15 protein-coding genes and 2 tRNA genes are annotated in these 19,850 nt (G+C 46.2%); 2 read left to right on the top strand and 15 right to left on the bottom strand.

The annotated features are described in order from the left end of the window. Window positions 1–84: 84 nt before the first annotated feature. Window positions 85–381 (top strand): putative quinol monooxygenase, encoded by a 297-nt coding sequence (locus PTQ21_RS15045; RefSeq protein ID WP_274570365.1) that lies wholly within the window; start codon window positions 85–87, stop codon window positions 379–381. A 147-nt stretch (window positions 382–528) separates the two neighbouring features. Here PTQ21_RS15045 and PTQ21_RS15040 read toward each other — a convergent pair whose 3' ends face one another. The 12 genes from PTQ21_RS15040 to nrdR all read right to left on the bottom strand — a co-directional run bounded on the left by PTQ21_RS15040 (window position 529) and on the right by nrdR (window position 17,404). Continuing rightward, entirely contained in the window at window positions 529–1,578 is a 1,050-nt protein-coding gene (locus PTQ21_RS15040) for an NAD(P)/FAD-dependent oxidoreductase (protein WP_274570364.1), read from the bottom strand. A gap of 238 nt (window positions 1,579–1,816) precedes the next feature. After that, window positions 1,817–2,632 (bottom strand): helix-turn-helix domain-containing protein, encoded by an 816-nt coding sequence (locus tag PTQ21_RS15035; RefSeq protein WP_063568296.1) that lies wholly within the window; start codon window positions 2,630–2,632, stop codon window positions 1,817–1,819. Window positions 2,633–2,821: 189 nt separating this feature from the next. Then, the gene (locus PTQ21_RS15030) at window positions 2,822–3,829 is read right to left on the bottom strand and encodes a FecCD family ABC transporter permease (RefSeq protein ID WP_274570363.1); all 1,008 of its coding nucleotides are present in this window, start codon (window positions 3,827–3,829) and stop codon (window positions 2,822–2,824) included. Further along, a complete protein-coding gene (locus PTQ21_RS15025; RefSeq protein ID WP_274570510.1) occupies window positions 3,826–4,833 on the bottom strand; it encodes a FecCD family ABC transporter permease in 1,008 nt (335 codons plus the stop codon). The genes PTQ21_RS15030 and PTQ21_RS15025 overlap by 4 nt, the downstream gene beginning before the upstream one ends. A 12-nt stretch (window positions 4,834–4,845) precedes the next feature. Then, entirely contained in the window at window positions 4,846–5,820 is a 975-nt protein-coding gene (locus PTQ21_RS15020) for an iron-hydroxamate ABC transporter substrate-binding protein (RefSeq protein WP_063568294.1), read from the bottom strand. A gap of 115 nt (window positions 5,821–5,935) precedes the next feature. Further along, window positions 5,936–7,582, bottom strand: a complete 1,647-nt coding sequence (locus PTQ21_RS15015) for a helix-turn-helix domain-containing protein (protein ID WP_090812082.1) — start codon at window positions 7,580–7,582, stop codon at window positions 5,936–5,938. Window positions 7,583–7,990: 408 nt separating this feature from the next. Beyond that, window positions 7,991–10,573, bottom strand: coding sequence for an Ig-like domain repeat protein (locus PTQ21_RS15010; RefSeq protein WP_274570509.1), 2,583 nt, complete (start codon window positions 10,571–10,573; stop codon window positions 7,991–7,993). Between the two features lie 228 nt (window positions 10,574–10,801). Next, entirely contained in the window at window positions 10,802–11,935 is a 1,134-nt protein-coding gene (locus PTQ21_RS15005; RefSeq protein ID WP_274570362.1) for a response regulator, read from the bottom strand. Window positions 11,936–12,059: 124 nt separating this feature from the next. After that, window positions 12,060–12,134: transfer RNA gene (locus PTQ21_RS15000), tRNA-Ala, on the bottom strand. A 53-nt stretch (window positions 12,135–12,187) separates the two neighbouring features. Next, window positions 12,188–15,991, bottom strand: a complete 3,804-nt coding sequence (locus PTQ21_RS14995) for an IPT/TIG domain-containing protein (RefSeq protein ID WP_274570361.1) — start codon at window positions 15,989–15,991, stop codon at window positions 12,188–12,190. A 684-nt stretch (window positions 15,992–16,675) separates the two neighbouring features. Further along, a tRNA-Ala gene (locus tag PTQ21_RS14990) sits at window positions 16,676–16,751 on the bottom strand. A 185-nt stretch (window positions 16,752–16,936) separates the two neighbouring features. Beyond that, on the bottom strand, window positions 16,937–17,404 hold the full coding sequence (gene nrdR, locus PTQ21_RS14985; protein WP_063568108.1) for a transcriptional regulator NrdR: 468 nt from the start codon (window positions 17,402–17,404) through the stop codon (window positions 16,937–16,939). A gap of 115 nt (window positions 17,405–17,519) precedes the next feature. Here nrdR and PTQ21_RS14980 point away from each other — a divergent pair, with 115 nt between their 5' ends. Next, a complete protein-coding gene (locus tag PTQ21_RS14980; protein ID WP_053783555.1) occupies window positions 17,520–17,741 on the top strand; it encodes an alpha/beta-type small acid-soluble spore protein in 222 nt (73 codons plus the stop codon). Between the two features lie 107 nt (window positions 17,742–17,848). Here the strand turns inward: PTQ21_RS14980 and PTQ21_RS14975 are convergent, their stop codons facing one another. From PTQ21_RS14975 to PTQ21_RS14965, 3 genes are read right to left on the bottom strand one after another with little or no spacing between them, the layout of a single operon-like run. Further along, window positions 17,849–18,412: a lytic transglycosylase domain-containing protein gene (locus PTQ21_RS14975; protein ID WP_063568107.1), complete on the bottom strand. Its 564-nt coding sequence runs from the start codon at window positions 18,410–18,412 to the stop codon at window positions 17,849–17,851. Next, window positions 18,409–19,005, bottom strand: a complete 597-nt coding sequence (coaE, locus tag PTQ21_RS14970; protein WP_090954532.1) for a dephospho-CoA kinase — start codon at window positions 19,003–19,005, stop codon at window positions 18,409–18,411. The genes PTQ21_RS14975 and coaE overlap by 4 nt, the downstream gene beginning before the upstream one ends. Before the next feature lie 9 nt (window positions 19,006–19,014). Next, window positions 19,015–19,794 carry a manganese efflux pump gene (locus PTQ21_RS14965; RefSeq protein WP_063568105.1) on the bottom strand — a complete coding sequence of 260 codons (780 nt, stop codon included), beginning with the start codon at window positions 19,792–19,794 and terminating at the stop codon, window positions 19,015–19,017. Between the last annotated feature and the right edge of the window lie 56 nt (window positions 19,795–19,850).

Raw genomic sequence — 19,850 nt, 5'->3', positions numbered from 1 at the left:
TCAGTCAATGTTTTACGTGCTCCAGCACCAGTTACATTTCAAACAATAACAACATTCTAAATACACTAATGGAGGTTGAATATTATGATTATCATTCACGCTCACTTGCAAGTTAAACCAGACCAGGAACAAGCTTTTTGGGAAGCTACAAAAGTGCTGATCCCTGCAACACGTAATGAAGAAGGCAACATCAGCTATGATCTCGCCAAAAGTACTGAACGCGAACATCACTACACGATGATTGAGCTGTGGAAAGACGAAGCCGCTACAGCTTCCCATAATGCAAGCGCCCATTTCCAGGCTTTCGTTCAACAAGCAGCAGCATTCATGGCCGCTCCAATGAACGTTGAAGTATTCGCTGGAGAAGCGGTTAAACGCTAAAACATGAGCCTTACACTAATTAATTAAGCAGACCGACGAGATCGTCGGCTTGTGAAAAAGAAACCGCTCCTCGTCATGCTGACGGGTGAGCGGCTTTTTTGATATTGAACGAATTTTTTTATGATGAACATTTTAGTTTGTTGTATTTTATTTGGTATATAGATGCTTCATCAGCTCACGGTTTTTCTGCGTGAACAAGTCATTGTGCGAGGAAACCATTCCATGTGTATTGGCTTCGGGTGCCACGTACAGTTTGGCTTTGTTCACCGCATTGGCTGCGTCCTGGAACGCTCCTGCGATCAAATGAAGCTTCCCTTCATGATGCAAAATATCTCCCGCAGCAAAAATGCCCGGTACGGATGTTTCGCTGACTGGTGTGCCTGCGATCCAATGATCCTTCATATCAATCTTAATATGACTGTTCACAAGCAATTCCTTGTCCCTCTCATAACCGTAGTTAATGATGACCTCATCCACGGCCAGCTCCAATGAAGCTCCGTCCTCATTACGCTTCAGCACAACCGTCTCAATCTGTTGATGATCGTCTGTAGCGACCAGCTTCTCAATCGTTGTATTGAGCAAGCATTCGACTGAACTATTCTCAAGACGTGATATTTCAGCTTCATGGCCTTTCAGCGTATCTTTCCGATACGTTAAATAGACTTGTTTGGCAATAAGGGCAAGCTCGTTTGCCCAATCAATCGCCGCATTACCGCCACCCGAGATCAGAACCGTTTTGTCCTTGAAACGGGACAGCGATTTGACTGTATAATGTAAGTTCGTTACCTCGAAACGTTCTGCACCTTCAATTTCCAGTTTAATCGGCTTCAGAATTCCTCCACCAATAGCTAAAATCACAGTTTTGGAGTAATGTTTTTCCTCAGAAGCGGTGTGCAGTACGAAGTGTCCTTGCTCATCCTTGGATATGGACGTGACCTTTTCTCCAAGAACAACCTCTGGCTGGAAAGTCAGCCCCTGATTGACCATTTGTTCGATTAGTTGTGCGCCCGGAACGGGTTGTAAGCCCCCTATATCCCAGATCATTTTCTCAGGATACACATGTACCTTTCCGCCAAGATAGGGCTGGAATTCAATGATTTTGGTTTTCATTTCACGCAAACCGCTATAAAAAGCTGAAAATAATCCGGCAGGCCCACCACCAATAATCGTTACATCAAACAATTCATGATCTTTCATCTTGAATACCCCATTTCCGAATTGGTTTGTCCAACATTCTTCTTCCATTTATTCCTGCATGGTTAGAACGGCCGAGGACGCATCGAGAGAATAAATAGCTTTTATTGTATTCATCTCAGTCAGCCTTCCAAACCTTTATAATAATGATTCTCATTATCATTTAATACTATAGCAAGGATCATTGAAAATGCGAATGCACAAATCACCAATTTGGGATGTACTATTGTCTAATGGAGGCTTAATTAAGATGCGTGTATTCCGAAGGAGAAACACCAAATTTACTTTTAAAAATTCGACTGAAATAGAGCGGATTGGTATAACCAACACTGATCGCAACATCGCGAATCAAATAACTACCTGATTTCAGCAGCTCCCCTGCCCTCTCCATGCGATAATGGATGACATAGTCAATTGGGCGGAATCCCGTGTATTTGTGAAAAAAGTAGGAGAAACGCTTTGAACTCATGCCATGTAACTCTGCTAGCTCATCCAGTGTCAGCAGATTCATGTAATGTCCATGTATATAAGAGATGGCTTGCTCAATCACCTTTTCACTCGGCGAAGTTCCATTTTCCCGTTGACTGCAGCCTGTAAAAACCTGAACCATGATGCTCAAAAATAATTCTTTGACTCGAAGTTTGCCAATTCCCCCTTGCGCGTGTAATTGTTCCTGCAGCATAACCAGTAATTCAACAACCCTTGGATTGGCCCCGGAGTCCAATTTGAAATGAGAGTCGCATTCCTGAATGCTGTCGCCCTTTTCCAATAGGTCAAAACTATAAAATACTAAATAATATTCATACTCTGAATGACCATTCACTTGTGAGTCCAACTGCATGCCTGGTGCTGCATGAAAAACGGACCCGGGCTGTAATTCGTATATCGTTCCATCTACTGACATACTGGCTTCTCCCCGTACCACAAAAAGAAATCCATGATTTAATGTTCTGAATTCACGCAATATACTTTTGGGCTGTAAAACCAATCGATTGATTCCATCTATTTTAAAAGAATTATCTGCAAATATTGAAGCTAATTGATCCACATCTGTCATGGTAATTCCACCTATCTTTTAGAATCGGTTTAAACTGTGCCTATTTTATCTTATCACACGAATCAAGTCATACTGGGTTGCTTAGTTCACCTTTCCCCCGTCAAAACTACAAACAAAGGCCATCCCTTGTCTTGACGACAAAAGATAGCCTCATTAGCTATGTGTTCAATTAATCTAAAGATTTTTAGATTATTTCTTCAATAATAAATAGACAAAATACGGCACACCGATTAGGGAGACCATAATTCCTGCTGCAATTCCATCAGGATCAACCAGGTTGCGTCCAACCGTATCTGCAATTAATAGAAGCCAGCCTCCAAGCAGAACGGCTACAGGAATAAATAACGAGTTACGTGGACCGACCAGCGCTTTGGCGATGTGTGGAGCCATCAAACCGATAAACGCGATTCCTCCCGTAACCGATACAGCAGATGCGGCAGCTGCAACAGCAATCACCATGAGTACCAAGCGTTCCCGCTCCAGCTTCAACCCCACTCCGATTGCCGTTTCTTCGTTCAATCCCATGAGATCAAGCCGTCTGGTTCTGAACAAAGTAAGCGGGATTAACACAATCAGCCAAGGCAGCAAAGCCCATATGAATGGCCAGTCTGCCCCCCATATGTTTCCGGAGATCCACTTGGCAATAAAGTCGACCTTGGATCGCTCCGCCGAAGATATGATGACAATCATGATGCCTGACAGCGCCATCGAGAATCCAACCCCGACCAACACCATTTTTATGGGATCAAGTCCCTTGGTCCGGCTATAGGAGAACAGATAGATGAGCGCGGCTGTCAGTAATGCACCAATAAAAGCAGCTAACGGTAACATATAAACGAACGTGCCCACTTCAATCGGGAAATACAGAAAGAAGATGGCAACGGCAACACCTGCACCTGAATTGATTCCAATGATGCCTGGATCGGCCAAGTCATTACGCGTAATGCTCTGAAAAATAGAGCCTGACAGCGCAAGCGCCATACCAGCTAGTAATGTAATAAAAATTCGAGGTAATCGGACCGAAAACAGAACAAAGTCTTCTTTAAATGTACCTTGGCCAAATAACACCGGAATTACCCTTTTGAAAGACAACGAGGAATACCCCCAGCTCATACCTACCACAGCCGTGATGAGGATCAGCAGCAAACACACGAGCAGAATCAGTCGTTGCTTGCGAATTCGCGCAGACATTGTCATGAGAACGCTTTGCCCCCTCTACGCACAACGAACAGGAAGAAAGGTAATCCAAGCATGGAAGCAATGGCGACCACAGGTGTTTCGTAAGGTGCATTTATCGTTCGACCCAGTGTTTCGGCAACCAGCATAAACGATGCTCCGGCAAAAATGGATACGGGTATAATATACCGATAATCCGTGCCCACCAATTTACGGACAATGTGCGGGATCATTAAGCCGACAAAGGCCATATTTCCGATCAATGCAACCGACGCTCCGGTAAGCACGATGACCAGCAGGAACAGAACAGTTTTGACGAGTACAAGTTTCTGCCCCAGTCCAGTCGCCACCTCATCGCTCAGGCTAAGAATGTTGATCTGGTTGGAAAGAAACGGAACTACAGCTAAACCAATCAGTATGACAGGCGCAATAGCTTGAATCTGGCCCCATGTCGTTCCGATGAGTCCTCCCGAAGTCCACATGGATACATCCTTGGAAATTTTGAAAAAGATACTGATGCCATCCGAGATGGCATACATAAAAGCGGATACAGCTGCCCCGGCAAGCACTACCCGAATAGGGGATAAGCTCCCCCTCCGCATCGAGCCGAGCACAATAACCAATGCTGCTCCAAGTGCAGCACCAACAAAACAAGCGACCATAATTCCAAAATATCCGAGTGATGGCATGAAAACAAAAGCCAGGGCGAGTGCCATATTGGCACCTGAAGTCAAACCGAGCAGTCCAGGATCAGCCAGCGGATTGCGAGTAATTCCCTGCATGATGCCTCCGGAGACGGCGAGAGCCGCTCCGATCAGCATGGCAGCGAGTTCCCGTGGGAGTCTGATCTCTCGCAGAATAAGAATATTATCGTTCTTCGTCGCAGAGGTCAGGGTCAGCCATAGATTGCGGAATGTCGTTTCTTCTGCGCCAAACATCATGGCGATGATGAAACACACGATAAGTACGAGTACACTACCCAGCAGCTTGGTTGCAAACCGAAAAGGAAGTCGTTTATTTTTCATCGCGTTCAAGTTTTACTTGCCAAGAAAATGTTCGATAAAGAATTCCAGCTGGTATTCCATGCTGAGTGGATCATTGAAGTAGAATGCCTTGGCATCGGCTTCAAATACTCGATTATTTTTCACCGCATCAATATTTTTGTATGTTTCGGTATTTTGGAACGAATTGTCCTCATCGGCATTTTTACTGAATATTACATAGTCTCCCATGTAGTCTTTCAATACTTCGTTCGATACAGCAAAGAATCCGTCTTTCTTAGTAGCTTCCTTGACCTTAACTGGCATACCTAAACCGAATTGATTATAAAGTATTTCCGTTCCACGTCCGAAATTTTCGCCATACACATAAAGTTGTTTATTGAACGTTTCAATAACGGATACAGTCGCATTGTCGCCAATTTTGGCTTTGATTTCTTCCCCTACTTTTTTGCTTCGAGCGTCAAAATCGTCAACCCAGGCCTGGGCTTCTTTTTCTTTGTTCACAAGCTTTCCGATCTCCAGTTGTTGCTTGAGGAAGTCCACCTTACCATATGTATAGGTGACTGTTGGAGCAATTTGCTTCAGCTTATCAATGTTCTTGATATCAGACAGGCCGATAATCAGATCTGGGTTCAATTCAATAATTTTCTCCAGACTTTCGTCGGTAACCGCCTCAGTATTCGCAAGTTTATCTTTGAAATTCGGGTTCTCCTTGGACATTTCATCCACACCAACCAGCGGCACATCCAGTGCCATCACGTTTCCTGTCAGGAATCGGGTCAGCACAACCACACGTTGCGGGTGGGAAGGAACTTCCACAGGACCTGTCTCCGATTGATATGTGAACGTACCCGAATCTGACTCGGATGAAGAACCTGTTGAATCCGTGTTCGAAGAAGTGGATTCGTTGGATGTAGTTGCATTCTCCGTTGTATCTTTGGCTGAGTTGCTTCCACAAGCGCTAAGCAATAAGACCAGAACTAATATAAATGGAACAAAAAGCTTTCTCATTAGATGACTCTCTCCCTTTTCTCTTTGAATATGAAAATCATTCTCATTACAATAGCTAATTATAGGCATGCAGGATGAACCTAACCATGCCTTTTTGTTTGAGAAAACCTTTGGATTATTGGATGCCAGTCCATAAGGATACAGCCCGTCCGAGCTGCAAACGAATGGAAACCGGGTTGTAGGGTATCCACTCTTCCTGCTCCAGATGATAGATCCGATTTCGCTTCACTGCCTCAAGCCCTTTCCAGTATTCCGAGTTAAATATACCTTCTGAATGAGCCTTGGACCCCTTTTCATCTGGAAAAACAATGACGAGCATACGAGTGCCCTCGTAATCCTGAAGTTCCGACAGTTGGATAGAGACCGAATGAAATTGGTCGCCAAACCTCTGTATTTCCTGGGCAATCTTGGCCGGAGGACGTAATCCGAGTGATTGATACATCACATATCCGACATTTCTGATTCCATATATTTGTAAAGTATCCGGTTTTATGACGAGAATGGTCAGCGTCTCATTCACAATCTGGCTCGTCTGAATGGCTTCCCGTGCCTGCTGTTCTTCCCTTTCAAAGTCTGCCAGCCATTGTTCTGCCTTCTCCCCCCTTTGAATGGCCTGTGCGATAAACCGCAGATGTTCTTTCCAACCAAGCTCCATCCAAGCAATTTCAACAATAGGAGCGATGGATCTCAGACGTTCAGAACTTAATCCGTTCATATGTAGATGCTGATTTGCTGCAATGATGAGCTCAATATTAGCATCTAGCAATGCGGACTTTATTTGTTCAGGTGAACTGTCAGAATGGATAAAACGTATCGTTTGAGGTGGGCTAACTCCCTCTGTGCTTACATATTCGCTGCTTTCCGAGATGACGACCGCTGGTTCCAATCCAAGTAACATTAGATGGCTTGCATAAGGTGCACACCACACAGCCACTCGTTGAGAAGGTCTGCGACGTGTGTAACCTGAAGGACTCTCTCCTGTCTGCTGCTTGAAGCGACGACTAAGATAGAATTCATCCTTATATCCGACCTTCAGCGCGATCTCACGAAGTGAAGCGGACCCGCCAATTAATAACTCTTTGGCACGGTGAACACGCAAGCGTGAGAGATACTCATTGGGTGAAAATCCAGTAAGCTGCTTAAATAGGATGGAGTAGTGAGAGCGACTGACTCCCGCAATTTCGGAAAGTCCTTCGGTTGTTATCTTCTCACTAACATGGTTTTCCATAAATGTGATGCTGCGTTCCATAGATGGTTGCTCACTCGCAATATATTTTGCTTCCATTCGTTCCAACAGACTCATCAGTACTTGATGAAACAGAATCTGGTTACGCATATGCCTGACTTCATTTCCAGGTAAACGATACATATAGAGCTCCTCAAGCTGTGCTGCAATCGCAGGTTCATAGAACTCAATAAGAGTTTCTGTTGCGAGCACACTGGACCGTCCCATGGCTATCATTGGCAGTGATCTCTTCTGTTCTTGCGTGCGAATGGAGAGGGTGTATATATGAAGTGGATGCATCTGATTCCCCTGTATAACGACATCACTCTGCGCCGGAATAAGGATTACCATGCCATCGGTGAGTTCGTATATGTGATCGTCGAGATGAAGTGAACCCTTACCACTTGAAACGGCCAACAGAACGGTTAGGTTCTCATGGATCCTATGTATCGGCATGGTTGACGTACTATACAATGATTGAATGCTGTCTGCTGTATATATTGGAAAATAGGACTCTGCCCATTCCGAGTTGTTCATTTTCTTATCCTCCGTGACTGTTATGACTGTTAGCGGAAAACTAAAATAATCGTTCCGTTCTGGGGTCACTCAGTCCACTTACTGATGATGGGATGATGCCTGATAAACGGCTCTGCATGACTATTTTAACATTAAGGCTTCCTTCAGAATACTAGCATTCCGATTATAAATAGCTTATACGATTGTCGCCATAACTATGTGAGAGTTCATAAGGAGAATTAGCATAGGTTAATTCAATGCAAAACACGTTCCATAGCATGTTTGTCTTATTATTGTTCTTCTCTTCATCTGGTGCACCTCATAGTCGGATCTTGTAATCATCTGAAAATAAAAAAAGCCCTAATTGAATTAGGGCCAAAGCATAAACCATTGTTGAGTAACAACAACCTTTACCAAAAATTCTGAACGTTATTGCTCTTGTTGGACTGATCTATTCAGCAGAACAGTTACGGCCTCCGCTCTAGTTGCTTTATCATTCGGCGCAAACATATGATTTCCTTTTCCTTGCATCAAACCTGCCTGCTGCACATAAAGGATGCTTCCACTTGCCCAAGCTGCAATATCCTTATCGTCAGCAAAGTTGGTTACAGCATTATTCTCAATGGTTATACCCGAAGCTTTAGCAAGCATGATGGCCATCTCTGCACGTGTAATGTGATCATTTGGATGGAAAGCACCATCGGTGTATCCTTTAATAATACCTGCTTGTACCGCCTGTGCAACTGCCGTCCTTGCCCATGTATCAATTTCGGTCTCGTCTGTGAACGATAGCGATACTGCTTCGCCCTGTGGTTTCAACACATTCATCAGCATCACCGCGAATTCTGCACGTGTTACTGTCGAATTAGGCTTAAACGTACCATCGGTGTATCCGTTGACGATTCCGCTTGCAATCGCTTTTTGAATATTGGCTTCCGCCCAATGTCCGGTAATATCACTGACGTTTATGGTCGGCGTTTTGTCGATGGACAGAACCGCAAACTTGGTGAAGTGATCGACATCGACAGTTATTTGATTTCCGATAACTTTACCACCAACTTCCACCCAAATCTTTTTGCCTTCATCATAATAAAAGACTGCAACTTGCTGCTTGCCTTTAACGACGGATGGATCAAACACGAAGGTCAGTGTAATCGGAGAATTGAAGTTTTCTGCAAAATTTTTCTCAAGCTCATAAACCGGGCTGGCAAGAATCTCGTTATTTTTTAAAAGGCTAAACGTATCCTGCACCTTTTTAATGATCAATTGCAGATCTTTCACAGTGGCGTTAGTCGGAATTGAGATTTTAATCTCGGTCCCCAAGCTAACCTCTCCTGCTTGGCCTGCCATAAGCTTTAGTTGACCATTACTTGAAATAACCGGAGCATTGTTTGGCTTCGATAATGCCTCGCTAGGAAACGACGAACCGCCGCCCGTCGTTGGAGCCTCTGGTGGGTTCTGCGTCTGTGCAAGCAACGTAATTGTATAAGTTACCTTTGTTACTCCGTCCTCTGCTATAACAATGACTTTCCTGCCAGTTTCCAATGTTTGTGCTACATGAATCCCATCCGCATCGTAAACTTCAAATGTTGCATGTGCTGCAGGGGTAATGGCAGCTTTGAGCGCAGCAAGCGTTGTACCATATGGGATATTTTTAATCGTTTCCTGACTTGTCCCACCTTTACTTACTGTTCCAATAGTGGAATTCAACGTTGCTAATGTATTCACACTGACTTTTAAGCTGATGTCACCGGAGACACTTTCATAGAACGTATCGTCTCCTTCATAGGTTGCCGTAAGGGAATGATTGCCGATACCCAGCTCTGAAGTCGTAAAAGTTGCCTTGCCACTGGATAAAGATACTTGAGCAATTTGCTCCTCACCATCCTGAAAAACGACGTCTCCGGTGGGTGTACCGCCATCCGGACTATCTATCTTTGCTGTCAAGACGACTGAATCTCCGTGCAGTGTTTCCGATTTACTGCTCGTCAACTGAGCCGATGAACGCTTCAGATCAACTGCCTGTTGAAAGAAAGAGTGACTGCCTGCATAGAGGTCATCCCCGTTATACTTTGCCTCTATACTGTTTAATCCGACAGAAAAAGAAGAGACGGAAAGTGTGGCTATGCCATCAACTACAGTTGCTGAGCCTATCAAATGATTCGACCCGTTTATGAAATCAACTGTTCCTGTAAGAGGTTCCTGAAGATCTGAAGACGTTACTGACGCAATTAAATCAACAGACTTTCCTATCCGTGAAGGATTCTCGCTTGAGCTTAACTCGGTAAATGAAGGAATCCGGTTTACCTCATAACTCAATTCAGATGTTTCACTTGAGGAATAATTGGCGTCACCTGAGTACACAGCACGAATGGCGTGTGTGCCGATCCTTAGATCCGCTGTCGTGAAGTTGGCAATGGACGCAGGCGCGAGTAATTCTTCCAAACCCATTGTAATGCTATCATTGCCTTGCCCCCAGAAGGTGAGGGTCTGCGCAGCAGCATCCATCGTAATTTTCGACAAATAACGTGCCCCCCCTTTTGTCCATTGCTTCACGATGTTGCCGGAAGCATCGTAAGCGACAATATTCATAGCATTGTCATTATTGGTATAACTATAAGCCCAGTACGTGTATTGCCCCCACTGAACAATGGGACAGGTATTGTTAGGGCTGTCTGTGCAAACCACTTTACTTCCAGGAGGGATTAAAGCATTTGTAGAAGATGTTGTAATCTTAGGCTCAGGCTGCCTTAAAGGAGCCGTCACCAGAGCTTGTTCCCCATCCATAAAGGTTACCATCCCGCTTGGTATGGTTTGTTCGATTGCCGGATTCGTTACCGTGGCGGTAAAGGTAACTTCCTTTCCATAGGTCGACGATGCGGAACTCGCCGAAATTTCTGTTACCGTCCCCCCCTGTGCAAGAGCCGTGCCAGTCCCAGTATCCATCAGTGTAGGTAACGTCAAAGCGAGAATAACCAAGATTATTATCTTCTGTTTAATTCCGCGAATCATGTTGTGCACTTCTATTTCTCCTCTATATGAATAGTAGCATTGCTGAACTCTCGTTTCCCCTCAGTCACAATGCAGGAATTAACAGAGCTTGGCTGTTGTGCTCCTCCATACTGTACAGCAAAGCTTTCCTCTGTAATCTGAAAAGAAAGCGCTTCCTGTTAGGTATTATTGATATTTAAAATAAATAAACGGTAGTTACTGTTTAGACAGAATCTACCGTGTGCTACTTCAAATAAATTGGCGTGAAGGTTCGGAGCAAAACCGTTTGAAATCGAACCTCGATGACTCCTCATCTTGATCGAGTAGATCCCGAACAATCTCATAATAAGACCTTGCGTCGTCTTCCCTTTTCATCAGGAGCAGCAACGAAATCATTTTGACATGGAGCAGGCTACTCAAGGGATTTAACTCCGCCCACTTGCGCATCAGATTCAATGCGATATCGAAACGCTGTTGTCGCACGTAAACCTTAACTATTGCTTCAAGCAATTCTGCGTAGCCGAGCTCAAGCTCAGCTTGTCGCGTCGTTGCCCAAGCATAACCGCTCCCCGATAGATAACCCTCTCCATATAATTGGACAGCCTTCAGCGCATGTGTTAAGGATGAATTCTGTTTGAATAACCGTACCTCTTCTTCATATGAATCGACATCATCGAATGATACCCGCCAATTCAGACTGTAGCTGCCACCAGCCGTTTTAGTCTGAGATATAAGATCGGATATCCCCGAGACCTCCAAATCCTTACGAAGCTGATAAATCGTCGAATACAAATTGGTTTGCGTCCGCTGTTCGTCCTTCCCATACCATATTTCATCCATAATCTGCGCTTTACTGACCGCTTTTCCTTGATGATGATGAAGATAAGCCAAGAGCTCCTTGGACTTAGAATTACGAAAGCGAATCATGTCGCCGCTCTCCGCTAAAACGTTGAAGGGACCGAAGCGTTGAACTGCAATTCCACGTTTAGACTGATGCGTTGCCTCATTCTTGCTACCGTTCCTTTTCACGAGCCTTCCGATTGTTCGTTCCAGGTCATTCTGCAGAATGGGCTTCAATAAAAAATCGATGGCTTCTACCTCAAAAGCACTCTTGGCATACCCCTCATAGGCCGTCAGAAATGCGATATGAATCTCTGGCCTGCATTCCTGAAGTCGTCGTGCCAGCTCCAAACCGTTTATCATAGGCATCTCGATATCAAGCAAGGCCAAATCGATTCTTTCCGGCTCCGTTAAAATATATTCCAAGCAATCCGTCGAACTATGGAACAAGCCTACTATCTGAACTTGCGGAATCAGTTCCAATAATTTCGTAACTCTGCGAAGAGCTGGCTTCTCATCATCCACCGCAATGATTTGAATCATCCGTTCTCCTCCACTCCTATGACTTTGAGGGATGCTCTTAAAACCTTTGTAAAAATTAAAAAGCATAATATAGAAAAAAAGCCTTCAAACACTTGCAATCTTTGTGTTTAAGGCTTTTTGACATTGGAGCCTAGGGGGATCGAAGCCTCGAACCCCTGACCACATCGCTGCCAGCGATGTGCTCTCCCAGCTGCGCTAAGACCGGGATATAAAAACTCAATATTTCTTAATGGTATGTTTTACCCTTGAATCTTATCTATCGATTGAACCCATCGTCTGTAGCATCCTGATAAACACAACCGCCGCTTGCGCGCGTGTCGACTCCCCCTTTGGATCGAACGTATTTGCGCCCGTACCTGTCATGATATCAAGCTTGACCATCAGGCGAAGGTCCTCAAGATAGGCTGTATCCGCGTTTCCGATATCCTTGAAGCCATTAAGGCTCACCGGCTCTTTGGATATCGGCAACTGTTCAAGTCCCGCCACTGCCGCCAGCATACTAGCCATTTCCTCTCGTGTAAGCGGCTGATTAGGGGAAAAGCTGTTTTCTTTCACAAAGGCGAGCAGTCCGAGCTCCTTCGCTATGGATACCTCGCCTGAATACCACGTACCTGGTCTGACATCGTTGTAGGGCGAAATGTACTTATCAGATGTCCCGCGTCCAAGCGCCCGGACTAACATAGCGGTAAACTCTGCTCTGGTTAACGCTTTGTTGGGATCATACAGTCCTCCGCCTACGCCTTCGACTAAACCTTTGGCTGCAGCAAGATCGACATCTGATTGGCTCCAATGCTGCTGTACATCAACAAAACTTACCGTGTTTTGTGCCACAACGTAGACACTGTTTGAATAGGAGCTGATCTTTACAACCCACACGCCGTCAATCTGTTTCTTCTCAGCTGCAACAAACTCCAATTTCTTTGTCGTTACGTTATAGCGGAATGCCCCCCATTGAGCAGGCATGCCCCCCACGCTCTTGGGCATCGGAATCACTCTTGTAAGCGCCTTGCTGAACTTATCTACCGTTCCGATCGCTTGTCCCGTCTTGGTGTTGATGATATAGATATGAAAATCTACAATCGCACCCATTGCTTGAGCATTCGGGAGGCTGTTTGCAAATACTGCTTGGATGTCCTTATCGCCGGACTTGTCGGTTAGCGTAATTTTAAAGCTAATGTCATCGTTATTCACATTATTCTTAGCTAGCAAGTCCTTCAGCCCCGGAATGAGAGATGCCAGATTGACCGGCACTTGATAGCTGCCGTAAGGGGTCTTGATCTCGATGAAGAAGGTAGCGTTCTTGCCCTCAATGCTCGTTAAAATGCTTGCCGGTATGCTGACATAGGCAAAGCCGTCTTTTGGTGTAACTTCAAGAGTGACGGACGGCTTACTGCTATCGATTTTAGCCGAATCAATCATAATGCCGTTTTGGTCAATATCCAAATGGGTTGAAGCAAGAGGAGTAGTTCCAACAGGAGTAGTTCCACCACTACTGCCACTATTAACAACCTGCGTTACATTAAAGGTTACCGGCGTCATGCCCGATGCCGACACTGTTACCGTAGCTTTATACGTCCCGGCGGCGAGTTCGTCATTGGCTTTTACCGTAAAGGTCGTCGACGGCTTCCCACCATTGAGCGTTGTCACCGTCGGCTGCGTAATCGTAAAGCTACTGGCGTTTGTTCCGCCGAGCGTTGTCGTCAAGCTCACCAAGTCACCAGATCCCGTTCGCGTCAAATTGACCGTTTTCGTTTCCTGCATCCCCGAAGCATAGCCCGCAGTCAGCGCATTCAGCGCCTCATCTGACAACGGGCTAATCGCGTACGTAACAACAAACCTAGTAAATTGGGCTACTCCCGATGTCACCGATGTACCACCAGGCGTCGTTACCGTTACGTCTACGGTTCCTGCACTACCCGCCGGAGCGATGGCCGTGATTTGTGTCGCTGAGTTCACGGTATAGGACGCCGCCGTTGCACCGAACTTCACCGCCGTTGCATCGGTCAGATTCGTACCGGTCAATGTGACGATCGTGCCTCCGAACGTCGGACCCGATGTCGGCGACATGTTTGTAATCGTCGGTTCGGCATGGTACGTATATTGGTCCGCTGCCGATGTCGCCGATGTACCACCAGGCGTCGTTACCGTTACGTCTATGGTTCCTGCACTACCCGCCGGGGCGATGGCCGTGATTTGTGTCGCTGAGTTCACGGTATAGGACGCCGCCGTTGCACCGAACTTCACCGCCGTTGCATCGGTCAGATTCGTACCGGTCAATGTTACGATCATGCCTCCGGACGTCGGACCCGATGTCGGCGACACGCTTGTAATCGTCGGTTCGGCCATGAAGTATGTGTAGCCGCCCATCAACGTTGCGGTTCCTCCTGGTGTCGTCACCACGATATTTACGGTTCCTGCACTACCCGCCGGAGCGGTTGCCATAATTTGCATTGCCGAATTTACAGTATAGGACGTCGCCGCTCTTCCGCCGAACGTAACCCCAGTCGTCCTGGTCAGATTCGTACCCGTCAATGTGACGATCGTGCCTCCGGACGTCGGACCCGATGTCGGCGACATGTTTGTAATTGTGGGTTCAGCCAGGTACGTATATTGGTCCGCTGCCGATGTCGCCGATGTACCGCCTGATGTCGTTACCGTTACGTCTACGGTTCCTGCACTACCCACCGGAGCGGTCGCCGTAATTTGTGTCGCTGAGTTCACGGTATAGGACGCCGCCGCCGTTGCACCGAACTTCACCGCCGTTGCATCGGTCAGATTCGTACCGGTCAATGTGACGATCGTGCCTCCGGATGTTGGACCCGATGTCGGCGACATGCTGGTAATCGTCGGTTCGGCAAGGTACGTATATTGGTCCGCTGCCGATGTCGCCGATGTACCGCCTGATGTCATTACCGTTACGTCTATGGTTCCTGCACTACCCGCCGGAGCGATGGCAGTGATTGACGTTGCCGAATTTACGGTATAGGACGCCGAAGTTGCACCGAACTTCACCGCGGTCGCCCCGGTCAGATTCGTACCGGTCAACGTGACGGTCGTGCCTCCAGACGTCGGACCTGATATCGGCGACAACCCTACAATCGTCGGCGCGGCCATGGACATATACGTATACTGATCCACCGCCGATGTCGCTGAAGTCCCGCCCGACGTCGTTACCGTTACGTCTACAGTTCCCAAACTACCCGCCGGGGCGGTTGCCGTGATTGACGTTGCCGAATTTACGGTATAGGACGCCGCCGCCGTTGCACCAAACTTCACCGCGGTTGCCCCGGTCAGATTTGTACCGGTCAACGTGACGGTCGTTCCTCCTGACGTCGGACCCGATGCCGGCGACATACTTGTGATCGTCGGCGCGATTGCATTGACTAGCACGTTCGCCGTACTGCCCACGTTATTAAACATTAATGCTGCAGCGTTGCCTGCTTCATCCATAATTGATCCGCCATTTAGAGACAAGGCTCCAATAGTAATCCCGTTACTATCGGATAGTCCGGTTTGGACAGTATATCTGAATCGCAACGCGTTTGATCCCGAACCGCCTGCATAGGTTGCATACACAGTTGTTGTTCCTACAACTATAGAGATTGTTGGAGTGTCCGTAACAAACACGACCTCGTCCATGTTCACTGTAAAATTCAAGTCCTCTCCTGCACCATAAGTACCATTGGCAGGAACATCCACGCTTGTCACGGAAGGCCCAACTGTGTCAACAAAGTAATTGTTTGATATGGTGGTTCCGTTCCCCGCAACGCCTGCGGCAGTTACACCTGAGTGATCGAGCGAAATATGGAATGGACCGCTGAAATTGCTTAGGGGCGGCGTGAGGGTTGCGGTATAGTTAATATTGTCATAATTTGTTAATCCACCAAGAGTGCCGCTACCTATGGTCAAATCAGCAAGGTCAAACCCAGTCACCGCTTCTGAAAAGGTAATCCTCACCAGTGACGTTTCTCCGGAAGCCAGATGATCATCAGCTACAAAAATGACGGCTGTTGGAGTGGCCGCAAACGCCTTTTCAAATAAGTACAATGGCAGCAAACTTAAAATGATTACACACACAAATAACTTTCTTATTGTTCTTGTTTGATACATACCCTGTTACCCACTCTCTAAGTTAGGATTCACTTCGATATTCCAACCGGAAAAGAACGTTCTGAACAAATTTTCACACGAAAAAAAGGCTTAACCGTCGAACCATATAAGATGAACTAAGATTAAAATTGGAGCTGATTAATGACTCTGGTTGGCGATAAAATAATTTGTTTCATTAAATCAGCAGGGTTCAATTGCGGACTACATTTCAATCAGGAAAACGTAATTTCACGAAATGCTCTTTGCTCGACCGGTTTTGCTTGGGCAATGTATATATGGCTTTATTTGTGAAATGAAGTCGAACCGCCAAAAAACGCTCATACTGGCGTGTACTGTCTGTTTGTTTCATCCCTTCGGTTAGTTTTTGAATTTTGTTTTGTCATTGTCTATACCGACCTTCGGTTACTTTTTTTCGAATTGGGGAGATACAGCCCTTTTTAGAAACTATGAATTCAAATTATGTAGTAAAAAAATGCCCGTCCAGTTATTTGCTATTATATAACATTATGAGTTTTTTCGTTCAGTAAATTATCGAATGTTCTTGCGAAACGCACTTTCTTCGTTCTATCAGAATATGTCCATAAAAAACAAAAAAACGCAGTTCCCAAGGACTGCGTGCATTTACTATTTTGGTGGAGCCTAGGGGGATCGAACCCCTGACCTCATCGCTGCCAGCGATGCGCTCTCCCAGCTGAGCTAAGGCCCCAAATTATGAATGTAACAAGTTGTCCAACACTGCAATGCTCCGCAGGCGACTCCTATATCATATAAAATACAGCTTTTGCTGTCAACAACTTTTTCTTGAAGCTAAAGTGATTGGAGAAGAACAACCTTTTTACTGGAACACACAGATGGTAACCCCAGAATGCTCTTCCCCTTTTACCCGTTTCACTAATCCTCGTTGTTGTCTTTGGACAATAAAGATTTCAGTTCTTTCATGAACATATTGATGTCTTTGAATTGACGGTACACCGAAGCAAAGCGCACATAGGCTACTTCATCCACTGGAAACAGCTGTTCCATCAGCAGTTCGCCAATCTGACGGCTCTCTACTTCTGCATCGGCTGTATTTCGCAGAGACTTCTCTGCCTCAGATACCATCATTTCCAGTGTCTCCACAGAGACCGGACGTTTCTCACAAGCCCGAATCAGGCCACGGAGAATCTTGTCCCGGCTAAATTCCTCACGACTGCCATCTTTCTTGATGACGATCAGCGGTGTTTCTTCCACCATTTCAAAAGTTGTAAATCGACGGCTACATTGCTCACACTCACGACGACGACGAATCGATTTCGATTCATTGGCCGGCCTTGAATCAAGCACCTTTGTGCCCAGGTAGGCGCAATAAGGACATTTCAAATCAGATCACTTCCCACGTTTTACTTTTTACCAGAAATTGCCTGCATGCATTTAGTTATGAAAATCGTATTGCCGACACATAATACTTTTACCAACCGCGAGGAGGTGAACAGCAATGGCACAAAGCAATGGTAACTCCAACAACCTGGTGGTAACTAAAGCTTCCGCAGCTCTCGAACAACTGAAATATGAAGTTGCTCAAGAACTCGGAATCAGCATCCCACAAGACGGATACCAAGGTAACATGACTTCTTACGAGAACGGTTCGATCGGTGGATACATCACGAAGCGTCTGGTAACAATTGCAGAACAGCAATTGGCAGGTCAATACCAATAATATCTGCATCGTAATACGGTACACAGAGGAGCATGGAGCGGCCGGTGAACAACCGGCCTGCTCGGTGCTTCTACTTATTTTAGAGCATGAATCCAAAGTGTCTTAACTTAGAACGTATTATAGATCTTTACATATTGATTATAATAATAAATGACGCGTTGTACATAGTGCCGGGTTTCACCAAACGGAATATCTTTGACCGTCTCGAATGAACCGTCCCATACGCCATCCCTTAACCATGAGTTCACTTTACCTGGACCTGCATTGTAAGCAGCAATCATAGCCGCTTCATTCCCGTCAAATTGATCTGACAGATTACGTAGATACCAGGTGCCCAGCTGGATATTCCTTTCAGGCTCGTGCTTCAATTCTTCCAATGAGGTTCCCGGAATTTTGGCTTGCTCCATAATCCAGTTCGCGGTGTCAGGCATCAGCTGCATTAATCCGATGGCACCTCTCTTGGATTCCTTGCTTGTCTTAAAATTGGTCTCCACCTTGATGATGGAAGCGATGAGAAACGGATCAACCTCATAACTCTGAGACTGGGCCCGAATCTCTTCCTTATAATGAATCGGATAGAACCATGACATCCAATTGGTATTCAGGAACAGCACCAATACAAAAGACACAAACATCAACAACAGTACCCGTTTCTTACGCAGCAATCTCATATTAGGCCCTTACGATGCAAAAATGAAATGAGTTGCTGCTCCGTCTCTGACCACAAGCCGCTGTTATCGATAAGCACGTCAGCACGCTGCTTCTTATCTTCAATATCCATCTGCACGTCTATACGGGCATCTGCCTGTTCTGCCGTCATTCCATCCCGGCTCATCAGTCGTTCTAGCTGCACTGACCTCGGAACGTAAACAACCATCACCTCTTCGAAGCCATCCTCCAGCCCTGACTCGTACAATAACGGAATATCCGATACGACCAGCTTGTCCGGATGTTCAAGCTCGTACAGAGCAGCGCGCTCGCGCATCTCCTTGCGGATCGCTGGATGTGTAATAGCCTCAAGTGCCTTACGTTCCTCTGGATTCTGAAAAACAATACTGCCAAGCTTTTTCCGATCCAGTGTTCCGTCCTCATTCAATATGGCTTGTCCGAACCGCTGAACAGCCGCAGCCAAAACGGGATGCCCGGGCAGCATTACTTCCCGGGCAATAACATCTGCATCAATGAGCAACGCTCCCTTACTGGCGAGAAAGGCGGACACGCTGCTTTTGCCTGTCGCGATCCCGCCGGTTAAGCCAATATTCATTATTTCACCTCACAACAACTTCATTATTCCCATAAACATTAATAAAAGCGCAGGTAACACAGATAATCTTCGCATCCACCGCAGAGCAGCAAAGCGCAACCCAACTTTCATGCCCAGTGACAGAAATGCCCCACTAAACAACGCAATAACTAATGCTGTCCACAAAGTCGGAAATCCCAATAATGCTGCCCCTAATCCTGCACCAAAAGCATCCAGAGAAAGGGCTATCCCCAGCCACATCGCTTCTTGGACGGATATACTGCCCGAGTTATCCATATCCGCCTTCGAGGGACTACGCAGGATCTGAATAACCACACCCAGCTTCCGCAGCTCAAGTGTAAAGACCATTCGTTCCAGAGATCCTCCAGAAGCAGATGGCTCAAGCTCCAGCGCGAGCACCTGATTCCTGCCCTTCGACTGAGCTTCTGGTGAGGCTTGCGTACTACTGCGGATTGTTCCTGCTCCTGCTCCTGTTCCCTCACCCACTCCATTGTCCGTTTCCAGCTGTTCCTTGCCCCGTTTTCGAATGAGTTGCAGCAACGACCATGCGCCAATACCGATCAGAATAACCGCTCCAACAATTGAAGCCACGTCCGGAGATACGACATGAGACAGAAGCACACCTACTTGCATCGATAATGCAATAACCAGACCCGAACAGATGGAAATGACGACAATGGATAACAGCGGAATTTTAGTTCTCCGCAGCCCATATGTAATCCCGACTCCAAAACCATCTAAACTAAGCGCCAAAGCAAGCGCCAGTAATGAAATAAAATGATGCAGCACCCCGGATTCCTCCCCTGTGCGGAACTCGTTCCAACTGGCGGCTGCCAGTATGGGTA

Origin of the sequence: Paenibacillus marchantiae (assembly GCF_028771845.1) — a bacterium.
Lineage (GTDB): Bacteria > Bacillota > Bacilli > Paenibacillales > Paenibacillaceae > Paenibacillus > Paenibacillus marchantiae.
The sequence above is the reverse complement of the archived record's forward strand: the minus strand, read 5'-3'. Positions and strand labels throughout refer to the sequence as shown.